Source organism: Streptomyces sp. CRN 30 (assembly GCF_034105845.1).
In genome coordinates this window covers 1-11,139 of record NZ_JAVRHI010000067.1, presented here as the reverse complement: position 1 = coordinate 11,139, position 11,139 = coordinate 1, and the positions used below count along the sequence as shown (strand labels likewise).

8 protein-coding genes are annotated in these 11,139 nt (G+C 72.2%); 7 read left to right on the top strand and 1 reads right to left on the bottom strand.

What is annotated here, in order from left to right; genetic code table 11:
• The 3 genes from UW392_RS06630 to ftsY all read left to right on the top strand — a co-directional run.
• Positions 1–2,098: AAA family ATPase (locus UW392_RS06630; RefSeq protein ID WP_320773929.1), on the top strand; the 2,098-nt coding region annotated here is incomplete at its 5' end.
• 244 nt (positions 2,099–2,342) lie between these two features.
• A complete protein-coding gene (locus tag UW392_RS06625) occupies positions 2,343–3,761 on the top strand; it encodes a sugar porter family MFS transporter (protein WP_320773928.1) in 1,419 nt (472 codons plus the stop codon).
• Positions 3,762–4,005: 244 nt separating this feature from the next.
• Positions 4,006–5,205 (top strand): signal recognition particle-docking protein FtsY, encoded by a 1,200-nt coding sequence (ftsY, locus tag UW392_RS06620; RefSeq protein ID WP_320773927.1) that lies wholly within the window; start codon positions 4,006–4,008, stop codon positions 5,203–5,205.
• A 189-nt stretch (positions 5,206–5,394) separates the two neighbouring features.
• Here ftsY and UW392_RS06615 read toward each other — a convergent pair whose 3' ends face one another.
• The gene (locus tag UW392_RS06615; protein WP_320773926.1) at positions 5,395–6,051 is read right to left on the bottom strand and encodes a bifunctional DNA primase/polymerase; all 657 of its coding nucleotides are present in this window, start codon (positions 6,049–6,051) and stop codon (positions 5,395–5,397) included.
• A gap of 597 nt (positions 6,052–6,648) precedes the next feature.
• On the opposite strand from UW392_RS06615, the gene UW392_RS06610 reads away from it, so the two are divergent.
• The 4 genes from UW392_RS06610 to UW392_RS06595 form a co-directional block, all read left to right on the top strand.
• Positions 6,649–8,073: a hypothetical protein gene (locus tag UW392_RS06610; RefSeq protein ID WP_320773930.1), complete on the top strand. Its 1,425-nt coding sequence runs from the start codon at positions 6,649–6,651 to the stop codon at positions 8,071–8,073.
• Between the two features lie 328 nt (positions 8,074–8,401).
• On the top strand, positions 8,402–9,769 hold the full coding sequence (locus UW392_RS06605) for an ammonium transporter (protein ID WP_320773925.1): 1,368 nt from the start codon (positions 8,402–8,404) through the stop codon (positions 9,767–9,769).
• Complete coding sequence (locus UW392_RS06600; protein WP_030577740.1) at positions 9,766–10,104, top strand: P-II family nitrogen regulator; 339 nt, start codon at positions 9,766–9,768, stop codon at positions 10,102–10,104. Before UW392_RS06605 ends, UW392_RS06600 begins: the two co-directional genes overlap by 4 nt.
• Before the next feature lie 20 nt (positions 10,105–10,124).
• On the top strand, positions 10,125–11,139 hold a 1,015-nt coding region (locus UW392_RS06595; RefSeq protein WP_320773924.1), incomplete at its 3' end, for a nucleotidyltransferase domain-containing protein.

Here is an 11,139-nt window from a genome sequence, read left to right as displayed (position 1 = left end):
CCGCCACGAGGCGCTCGCCCTGGGGCTGCGCCGCAAGGACGGCACCGGCGCACTGCTCGGCGCCCGCGACGGTCTCCGCGGACTGCTGGGCCCCGCCGCCGAACTGCTGACGGTCACCCCCGGTCACGAGGTGCCGCTCGCGGCGGCCCTCGGCGCGGCCGCCGACGCCGTGGCGGTGACGACGCCGGCGTCCGCCGCCGACGCGATCCGTCTGCTGCGCAAGCAGGACGCCGGACGGGCCGCGCTGCTGCTCTCCGGGGCCCCCGACGACGTACCCGCGTCCGCGCCCGTGGCCGGTGCGCCCTACGCCGCCGACCTGGTGCGGGGGCCGTCGGAACTGATGCCCGCCGTACGCCGGCTGCTGCGGGGCACCGTCGTCGTCGGCACCCTGGAGGACGCCGAGGACCTCGTCCGCGTACGGCCCGACCTGACCGCCGTCACCGCAGAGGGCGACGTCCTCGGCACGCACTTCGCGCACGGCGGGTCCGCCGGGGCCCCCAGCCTGCTGGAGGTGCAGGCCTCCGTGGACGAGGCGGCGGCCGAGCTGGCGGAGCTCGCCGTACGGTGCGAGGAACTGGCCGGGGCGCAAGTCGGTGCAGGTGAGCTGCGGGCGGAACGCGCCGCGCTCGTGGAGGAGCTGGGGGAGCGGCGGCGGGCGGCCGAGCGGGAGAAGTCTGTGGTGGCGCAGCGGCTCGGGCGGCTCGCCGGGCAGGCCCGTGGCGCCGCCGGGGAGGCCGAGCGCGGCACGGCCGCGGCCGCCCGGGCGCAGGAGGCGCTGGAGCGGGCCGTCGAGGAGGCCGAGGAGCTGGCCGAACGGCTCGCGGTCGCCGAGGAGACGCCGGCCGAGGAGGAGCCCGACACCTCGGTACGGGACCGGCTGGCCGCCGACGGCGCCAACGCGCGGCAGACGGAGATGGAGGCGCGGCTCCAGGTACGGACGCACGAGGAGCGCGTCAAGGGGCTCGCGGGACGCGCCGACTCCCTGGACCGCGCCGCGCGCGCCGAACGCGAGGCGCGGGCGCGCGCCGAACAGCGCAGGGCGCGCCTCGCGCACGAGGCGGCCGTCGCGCGGGCCGTGGCGTCCGGCGCCCGGCAGCTGCTCGCGCACGTCGAGGTCTCCCTCACCCGGGCGGGCGAGGAGCGCACCGCGGCCGAGGCCGCCAAGGAACGCCGGGAGCAGGAGCTCGCCCAGGCCCGGAACGCGGGCCGTGACCTCAAGGCCCAGCTCGACAAGCTCACCGACTCCGTCCACCGGGGCGAGGTGCTCGGCGCCGAGAAGCGGCTGCGGATCGAGCAGCTGGAGACCAGGGCGCTGGAGGAGCTCGGCGTCGAGCCGGCCGGACTGGTCGCCGAGTACGGCCCCGACCGGCCCGTACCGCCCTCGCCGCCCGCCGAGGGCGAGGAGCTGCCCGAGGACCCGGAGCATCCGCGCAACCGGCCGAAGCCGTATCTCCGCGCCGAGCAGGAGAAGCGGCTCAAGGCGGCGGAGCGGGCGTACCAGCAGCTCGGCAAGGTCAATCCGCTGGCGCTGGAGGAGTTCGCGGCGCTGGAGGAGCGCCACCAGTTCCTCAGTGAGCAGCTGGAGGACCTGAAGAAGACACGTACCGATCTGCTGCAGGTGGTGAAGGAGGTCGACGAGCGCGTCGAGCAGGTCTTCACCGAGGCGTACCGGGACACCGCGCGGGAGTTCGAGGGCGTGTTCGGGCGGCTGTTCCCGGGCGGCGAGGGGCGGCTCGTGCTGACCGATCCCGACCACATGCTGACCACGGGCGTCGACGTGGAGGCGCGTCCTCCGGGCAAGAAGGTCAAGCGGCTGTCGCTGCTGTCCGGCGGGGAACGGTCGCTGACCGCCGTCGCGCTGCTCGTGTCGATCTTCAAGGCACGGCCCAGCCCGTTCTACGTGATGGACGAGGTCGAGGCGGCGCTCGACGACACCAATCTGCAGCGGCTGATCAGGATCATGCAGGAGCTGCAGGAGGCCTCGCAGCTGATCGTCATCACGCACCAGAAGCGCACGATGGAGGTCGCCGACGCGCTGTACGGCGTGTCCATGCAGGGCGACGGGGTGTCGAAGGTCATCAGCCAGCGGCTGCGCTGACGCCTCCGCATGGTTGCCCGGGGATCTGAGGGGCACACGGGGCTGGCGAGAGAGCCACGAAAGCGCACTCTCTTCAAGAGTTGAACACAAACGCCAGGGAAACGGTCTGCATCGTCACATCAGCTGGTGTTTGATTTCGAAACTTGAAGGCATAGTCTCTGCAACGTTGCTTTTACCTTCAGGTGTCGCCACCTCGAATGGCGCACCTCTTCCGGCAGCGTTGCCGGTGGCCCGAGGAGTTCACGTGTCCAGCACAGCGCAGGCCCCCCAGTCAGGAGCCCGGGGCGCTCACCCCGACCATCTCTCCCACGTCATCTTCATCGCGGCGGCGGCCGCGATGGGCGGCTTCCTCTTCGGTTACGACAGCTCCGTGATCAACGGTGCCGTCGAAGCCATCCGGCACCGCTACGACGTCGGCTCCGCGGCGCTGGCCCAGGTGGTGGCCATCGCGCTGATCGGCTCCGCCATCGGCGCCGCCACCGCCGGCCGTATCGCCGACCGCATCGGCCGCATCCGCTGCATGCAGATCGCCGCCGTGCTGTTCACCATCAGCGCCATCGGCTCGGCGCTGCCCTTCGCCCTGTGGGACCTCGCGTTCTGGCGCGTCGTCGGCGGCTTCGCCATCGGCATGGCCTCCGTGATCGGCCCGGCCTACATCGCCGAGGTGGCGCCCGCCGCGTACCGTGGCCGGCTCGGCTCCTTCCAGCAGGCCGCGATCGTCATCGGCATCGCCGTCTCCCAGCTGGTCAACTGGGGCATCCTGAACGCCGCCGGCGGCGACCAGCGCGGCAAGCTGCTGGGCGTCGAGGCCTGGCAGGTCATGCTCGGCGTCATGGTGATCCCGGCCGTCCTGTACGGGCTGCTGTCCTTCGCGATCCCCGAGTCGCCGCGCTTCCTGATCTCCGTCGGCAGGACCGGCCGCGCCCGTGAGGTGCTCAGCGAGATCGAGAGCAAGGACGTCGACCTGGACGCCCGGATCGCCGAGATCGAGAGCCACATGAAGAGGGAGCACAAGTCCTCCTTCAAGGACCTGCTCGGCGGCACCTTCTTCTTCAAGCCGATCGTCTGGATCGGCATCGGCCTGTCGGTCTTCCAGCAGTTCGTCGGCATCAACGTCGCCTTCTACTACTCGTCGACGCTGTGGCAGTCGGTGGGCGTCGACCCGACCGACTCCTTCCTCTACTCGTTCACGACGTCGATCATCAACATCGTCGGCACCGTGATCGCGATGATCTTCGTGGACCGCGTCGGCCGCAAGCCGCTGGCGATCATCGGCTCGGTCGGCATGGTGATCGGCCTCGCGCTGGAGGCCTGGGCGTTCAGCTACGACCTGGTCGACGGCAAGCTGCCCGCCACCCAGGGCTGGGTCGCCCTGGTCGCCGCCCACGTGTTCGTCCTCTTCTTCGCCCTCTCGTGGGGTGTGGTGGTCTGGGTCATGCTCGGCGAGATGTTCCCGAACAGGCTCCGCGCCGCCGCCCTGGGCGTTGCCGCCTCCGCGCAGTGGATCGCCAACTGGGCCATCACCGCGAGCTTCCCGTCGCTGGCCGACTGGAACCTCTCCGTCACCTACATCATCTACACGGCCTTCGCCGCGCTCTCCATCCCCTTCGTGCTCAAGTTCGTGAAGGAGACGAAGGGCAAGGCGCTGGAGGAGATGGGCTGACCGGCCCACCCCGGACCCGGGGAGACGGGCCAAGTCCCCGCTGCCCCTCTCCTCGCCCCGTCCGCCGCCCCGTCCCGGTACCTCCGGGCCGGGGCGGCGGCCTTTCCAGGACGTGTCCGCGCCCGCGGCCGAGCCGACGGGGCCGCCCCGCCCCGCACGTACCCCGCCGCCCCGGGCCGGTGGGCCTTGAGCCCGCGCGTACAACGAACGGCCGAGCGGGCGCCCGCGCCATACTGGGGCTGTTATGGAAATCGTCATCCTTGCTGTAGTCATCGCCGTGGTCGTGCTCGGCGCGCTCGGCGGACTGGTCGTCGGCAGCCGCAGAAAGAAGCAGCTGCCTCCGCCGCCGCCCGCCGCGCCCGACATCACCGCCCCTCCGGCCGAGCCGCACGTCGGCGAAGAGGCCGAGACGCCGCGCGACGAAGCGCGCAGAACCATCGAGGAGGTCGGCCTCCCGGACGCGACGGCGACGGCACCCGTCGCCGTCGAGGAGCCGCCCGCCCCCGTCATCGAGATCCCCGAGCCGACCGCCGGCCGTCTGGTACGGCTGCGCGCCCGGCTCTCCCGGTCGCAGAACGCGCTCGGTCAGGGACTCCTCACGCTGCTCTCCCGCGAGCACCTCGACGACGACACCTGGGAGGAGATCGAGGACACCCTCCTCACCGCCGACGTCGGCGTGCAGCCCACCCAGGAACTGGTCGAGCGGCTGCGCGAGCGGGTGAAGGTGCTCGGCACCCGCACCCCCGAGGAGCTGCGCGGGCTGCTGCGCGAGGAGCTGCTCACCCTCGTCGGCCCCGACCTGGACCGTGCCGTGCGCACCGAGCCGGAGAGCGGCGGGCCGGGCATCGTGATGGTCGTCGGCGTCAACGGCACCGGCAAGACCACCACCACCGGCAAGCTCGCCCGCGTCCTCGTGGCCGACGGCCGCACCGTCGTCCTCGGTGCCGCCGACACCTTCCGTGCCGCCGCCGCCGACCAGCTGCAGACCTGGGGCGAACGGGTGGGCGCCCACACCGTGCGCGGCCCGGAGGCCGGCGACCCCGCCTCCGTGGCCTTCGACGCGGTCAAGGAGGGCAAGGAGACCGGGGCCGACGTCGTCCTCATCGACACGGCCGGCCGGCTGCACACCAAGACCGGCCTGATGGACGAGCTCGGCAAGGTCAAGCGGGTCGTGGAGAAGCACGCGCCGCTGGACGAGGTGCTGCTCGTGCTCGACGCCACCACCGGCCAGAACGGCCTCATCCAGGCCCGCGTCTTCGCCGAGGTGGTCGCCATCAGCGGCATCGTGCTGACCAAGCTCGACGGCACCGCCAAGGGCGGCATCGTGGTCGCCGTACAGCGCGAGCTGGGCGTGCCGGTCAAGCTGGTGGGTCTGGGGGAGGGCGCCGACGACCTGGCGCCGTTCGAGCCGGAGGCGTTCGTGGATGCGCTTATCGGGGACTGAGCACCGGTACGCGCACGGAAGCGCCCGCCTCCGGACCAGCCGGGGACGGGCGCTTCACTGTGTGCGGCCACGGACATGGACGCGGGCACGGACGAGGGTGCGCGCGCCGCCGTCGTGGCCCCACTCTTCCCGCACGGGTGCCTGCCCGCTGTCACACGCGCGACCTGGTCACCCACGCGACCTGCCTGGTCACAGGCGTGACCTGTGCGCCACGTACGCCAGGGTGCCCAGCAGCAGACGGGCCGCCGGGGGGTTCGTCGCCGAGTCCAGGGCGGGGGCGCGGAGCCAGCGCGCGGCACCGAGACCGCCGCGGTCCGAAGGCGGGGCCGTGACGTACGCGCCCGGACCCAGGCCGCGCAGGTCCAGGGCGGACGGGTCGTCCCAGCCCATGCGGTAGAGCGACTGGGGCAGCTCGGCCGCGGCGCCCGGAGCGACGAGGAACTGCGCCCGGCCGTCCGGTGTGGCGATCACCGGGCCCAGTGGAAGCCCCATGCGCTCCAGGCGGACCAGCGCCCGGCGCCCGGCTGCCTCCGCCACCTCGATCACGTCGAACGCGCGGCCCACCGGCAGCATGATCGAGGCCCCCGGAATCCCCTGCCAGACCGCCGTCACCTCGTCGAGCGTGGCACCGGCGGGCACCCGGGTGGCGAAGAGCAGGGGATGGGCCCCGGGCGCGCCGCAGTCCGCCCGGCCGCACGAGCACACCCCCGCTGCCGCTCGTGCGCCGGGCACCACCTCCCACCCCCAGAGCCCGGTGAACTCGGCCGCGGCGGTGCACTCCGACGCGCGGCCGCGCCGGCGAGAGCCGGAGCGCATCTCCCGGATGCCGACGATCGTGAAGCCCATACCCCCTCCAACGGGTCCGACGCGCCGGTGGTCACGCGGCGCGAGTGGACCGTGACGCTGTGTTCTCTTCCCCGTGCGAACCGCTTGCTCGCCTGGCGCTCGGTAGCGCTTCGGGTGGTGCGACGGGCGGTGTGCGCTGCTGGGTGCACCGCTCCATCCGCTTGCCGGTGGTCACGTGTCAAGTGAAGCGTGCGCAGGCAACCGTGAGTTCATTCGAAGGGGTGGCGAATGGTGGCGATTCCCCCATCGCCATGGGTGGAGCGGTGATCGTAGGATTACTGTGTGTGCACGAGTCCTGGGGACGCATGCACTCACGGGTATGCCGGAGGCAAGCCGGGTTCCCGTTCGACGGGCGGAGACCGTCGGACGCGGGAGGTCGCGCACCGGCAGTCTGGTAGGCCTTGGCGCACACGGCGCACAAGTGGTTCCAGGGATGGGGGCGTTCCAGTGGTCGGCAACGGCGCAGGCGGGGCGGACGCTGAAGACGTCAAGAACGGCGGGGACGGCAGGAACGGCACGGACGTCAAGGGCGGCAGGGACGGCAAGAACACCGAGAACACCGAGAACACCGAGAACACCGACAAGCGTCCCAACGAGCTGCTCGGCTCGTGGTTCGTGCGCAGCGGCTGGTCCAAGGGCGAGCTCGCCCGCCAGGTCAACCGCCGGGCCCGCCAGCTGGGGGCCAACCACATCTCCACGGACACCTCCCGCGTGCGCCGCTGGCTCGACGGCGAGAATCCCCGCGAGCCGATCCCGCGCATCCTCTCCGAGCTGTTCTCCGAGCGGTTCGGCTGCGTCGTCGCCGTCGAGGACCTGGGGCTGCGCGCCGCCCACCAGTCACCGTCCACCTCCGGCGTCGACCTCCCCTGGACGGGCCCGCAGACCGTCGCGCTGATCGGCGAGTTCTCGCGCAGTGACCTGATGCTGGCACGGCGCGGCTTCCTCGGCAGCTCGCTGGCGCTCTCGGCGGGACCGTCCCTGATCGAGCCGATGCAGCGCTGGCTCGTGCCCTCACCGCCGGTCCCGCGCGAGAGCGCCGAGTCCGGGCCCTCCTCACGCCGCCCCGGCCGGCTGTCCAAGCCCGAGCTGGACCTCCTGGAGTCGACCACCGTGATGTTCCGCCAGTGGGACGCCCAGTGCGGCGGCGGTCTGCGCCGCAAGGCGGTCGTGGGCCAGCTGCACGAGGTGACGGACCTGCTCCAGGAGCCCCAGCCCCAGGCCACCACCCGGCGGCTGTTCAAGGTCGCCGCGGAGCTCGCCGAGCTGGCGGGCTGGATGAGCTACGACATCGGGCTCCAGCCCACCGCCCAGAAGTACTTCGTGCTCGCCCTCCACGCGGCCAAGGAGGCCGGTGACCGGCCCCTCGGCTCGTACGTCCTCTCCAGCATGAGCCGGCAGATGATCCACCTCGGCCGGCCCGACGACGCACTGGAACTCATCCATCTCGCGCAGTACGGCAGCCGCGACTGCGCGAGCCCGCGCACCCAGTCCATGCTGTATGCGATGGAGGCCCGCGCCTACGCCAACATGGGACAGCCCGGCAAGTGCAAGCGGGCCGTCCGGATGGCCGAGGACACCTTCGCGGACGTCGCGGACCCAGGCGAGCCGGAGCCCGACTGGATCCGCTTCTTCTCCGAGGCCGAGCTGTACGGGGAGAACTCCCACTCCTACCGCGACCTCGCCTATGTGGCGGGCCGCAGCCCCACGTACGCCTCCCTGGCCGAGCCCCTGATGGACCGGGCCGTCCAGCTGTTCGCCGAGGACAGCGAGCACCAGCGGTCCTACGCGCTGAACCTCATCGGCATGGCCACCGTGCACCTGCTGCAGCGCGAGCCCGGGCAGAGCGCCGCGCTCGCCGGCCGGGCCATGGAGGTGGCGAGAAAAGTACGCTCCGAGCGGGTCAACACCCGCATCCGGAAGACCGTCGACACGGCCGTACGCGATTTCGGCGACCTGGCCGAGGTCGTGGACCTCACCGACCAGCTCGCCCACCACCTGCCCGAGACCGCCGAAGCGGTCTGAACCCGCTTCCGGCCCCCTGACTCCGGCCGCGGCCGGCCGTCCCGGCAACCCGACTCGGCTCCCCCATCGCCAGGTCATCGGACGGCTGCCGCGGCCGGTTCCCGCCGCTCTCCCCGGCCGCGATCGCGTCACGCCAACGATCGACGCGGCCGGTATCCGGCGGTTCATCGACGCGTAACAGACAGGGCACCTTCGTCACTGCGGCGAAACATCGAGGGGCGTCCACCGAAACGGCGCTGCGCCAATGTCGTGGCCAATAACCGGCCCACCCATCGATCCGCTCGAGGCTTCGCCCGCACGGGGCCGTACCAATGACGAGGAGACGCCGATGGCAGCAGCCATCACCCTGGCCGCAGACGCGCCGACACTGTCTGCCGCGAACACGGGGTTCATGCTCATCTGTTCCGCCCTGGTGATGCTCATGACCCCGGGCCTGGCCTTCTTCTACGGAGGCATGGTCCGCGTCAAGAGCACCCTGAACATGCTGATGATGAGCTTCATCAGCCTCGGCATCGTCACCGTCCTGTGGGTGCTGTACGGCTTCTCCCTCGCCTTCGGCACCGACTCCGGCGGCCTCATCGGCTGGAACTCGGACTACCTCGGGCTCAGCGGGATCGGCATCACGGAACTCTGGGACGGCTACACCATCCCCGTCTACGTCTTCGCCGTCTTCCAGCTGATGTTCGCGGTCCTCACCCCCGCCCTGATCAGCGGCGCGCTCGCGGACCGCGTGAAGTTCACCGCCTGGGCGCTGTTCGTCGCGCTGTGGGCCACGATCGTGTACTTCCCCGTCGCCCACTGGGTCTGGGGCTCCGGCGGCTGGGCCTTCGAGCTCGGTGTGATCGACTTCGCCGGCGGTACGGCCGTCCACATCAACGCGGGTGCCGCGGCGCTCGGCGTGATCCTCGTCATCGGCAAGCGCGTCGGCTTCAAGAAGGACCCGATGCGCCCGCACAGCCTCCCGCTGGTCATGCTCGGCGCCGCCCTGCTGTGGTTCGGCTGGTTCGGCTTCAACGCCGGCTCCTGGCTCGGCAACGACGACGGCGTGGGCGCGCTGATGTTCATCAACACCCAGGTCGCCACCGGTGCCGCCGTCCTCGCCTGGCTCATCTACGAGAAGATCCGCCACGGCGCCTTCACCACCCTCGGTGCCGCCTCCGGCGCCGTCGCCGGCCTCGTCGCCATCACCCCGGCCGGCGGTTCGGTCTCCCCGCTCGGCGCGATCGCCGTCGGCGCCATCGCCGGTGTGCTGTGCGCCATGGCCGTCGGCCTGAAGTACCGGTTCAACTACGACGACTCCCTCGACGTCGTCGGCGTCCACCTCGTCGGCGGTATCCTCGGCTCCCTGCTCGTCGGCTTCTTCGCCACCGGCGGCGGCCAGTCCGACGTGGCCGGCCTCTTCTACGGCGGCGGCCTGGACCAGTTCTGGAAGCAGTGCGCCGGTGTCTTCGGTGTCCTCGCCTACTCCCTGGTCGCCTCCGCGGTGCTCGCCCTCCTGATCGACAAGACGCTGGGCATGCGGGTCAGCGAGGACGACGAGGTCGCGGGCATCGACCAGGTCGAGCACGCCGAGACCGCGTACGACTTCAGCGGAGCGGGCGGCGGCACGGTCCGCAGCACCACCGTCCCGGCCCCGGTCGCGGACGCCGCAGGCAAGGGCGAGACCAAGGCCGAGTCCAAGAAGGTGGACGCATGAAGCTCATCACCGCCGTCGTGAAGCCGCACCGGCTCGACGAGATCAAGGAAGCCCTGCAGGCCTTCGGGGTGCACGGCCTGACCGTCACCGAGGCCAGCGGCTACGGCCGCCAGCGCGGCCACACCGAGGTCTACCGCGGCGCCGAGTACACGGTCGACCTCGTCCCCAAGATCCGCATCGAGGTGCTGGTCGAGGACGACGACGCCGAGCAGCTGATCGACGTCGTCGTCAAGGCGGCCCGCACCGGCAAGATCGGCGACGGCAAGGTCTGGGCGGTCCCGGTCGAGACGGCCGTACGGGTCCGGACCGGCGAGCGCGGCCCGGACGCGCTCTGAGAGACGACAGGAGTCGCCGGGTGACGCGTACGGACGTGACGACAGAAGCAGAAGACCCGGGACCCGGCGGTTACGCGGCGGCCCGGCTGCACCTCCTCTCCGAGGGGGCGCGGTCCGGGCCGCCGCGCCGTTCCGCCCTGGCCGGGCTCACGGACGACTGGCTGGCCGGCCTCTTCGACGCCGGCGCCCCGGCACCCCGTGGGATCTCCCTGGTCGCCGTCGGCGGCTACGGGCGCGGTGAACTCTCCCCGCGCAGCGACCTCGACCTGCTCCTCCTGCACGACGGCGGCGACCCGGCCGCGGTCGCCGCCCTCGCCGACCGCATCTGGTACCCGGTGTGGGACCTGGGTCTCGCCCTCGACCACTCCGTGCGCACCCCCGCGGAGACCCGCCGGGCGGCGGCCGAGGACCTCAAGGTGCAGCTCGGCCTGCTGGACGCCCGGCATCTCGCGGGCGATCTCGGCCTCACCACCGCCCTGCGCACGACCGTCCTCGCCGACTGGCGCAACCAGGCACCCAGACGCCTGCCCCAGCTGAAGGAGCTGTGCGCCGAACGCGCCGAACGGCAGGGCGAGTTGCAGTACCTGCTGGAGCCCGACCTCAAGGAGGCCCGCGGCGGCCTGCGGGACGCCACGGCCCTGCGCGCCGTCGCCGCCTCCTGGCTCGCCGACGCCCCCCGCGAGGGACTCGCCGACGCCCGCCGCCGTCTCCTCGACGTACGCGACGCCCTGCACCTCGCCACCGGACGCGCCACCGACCGGCTCGCCCTCCAGGAACAGGACCAGGTCGCCGCCGAACTCGGCCTGCTCGACGCCGACACCCTGCTGCGCCAGGTGTACGAGTCGGCACGCGTCATCTCGTACGCCGGTGACGTGACCTGGCGCGAGGTGGGGCGGGTGCTGCGGTCGCGCGCCGTGCGGCCACGGCTGCGCGCCATGCTGGGCGGCGGCAAGCCCGCCGCCGAGCGCTCCCCGCTCGCCGAGGGCGTCGTCGAGCAGGACGGCGAGGTGGTGCTCGCCCGCGCCGCACGCCCCG